Genomic DNA, 405 nt, shown 5'->3' on the forward strand with positions numbered 1-405 from the left:
CGCGCCACGCCGAGGGCGCCTCGGCCTAGCTGAGGGAGTCGAGACGGCACTGTCGGCGATGCAGCTCTTTGGGGTGCCGTGCTGGGCAACTCTCGGCAACGAGCGCTTCGGGCTCGTCACCATCCCCGAGAGCGTGCGCGAGCTTCATCTCTTCGTCGATAACGACCCGGGCGGGAACCTGGCCGAGGAGCGCGCCCGCGAAGCCTACGCCTGCGACGGTCGTCGGATCGTCGCCGCGCGGCCGACGAACCTTAACGAGGACTGGAATGACGTCCTGATGAGGATGGCACTGGCCGCAAGCTGATTGGGCCAGAGTAGAGGACGCCCCGGCTCCGGCGAGGCTGCAGATCCGTGAGCGGCCTCGTCAGGAGGTCCCATGTCCCTTGCATCACCGGCATTCGCCTT

1 protein-coding gene is annotated in these 405 nt (G+C 67.4%); it reads left to right on the forward strand.

Annotated elements, in window-relative coordinates; translation table 11 throughout:
- Window positions 1-304, forward strand: a 304-nt coding sequence (locus AC2JF9_RS10015; RefSeq protein ID WP_500727470.1) for a toprim domain-containing protein, incomplete at its 5' end; no start/stop codon positions are given.
- Window positions 305-405 lie beyond the last annotated feature (101 nt).

The sequence above is a fragment of the Lactobacillus sp. C449L genome (genome assembly GCF_059900815.1).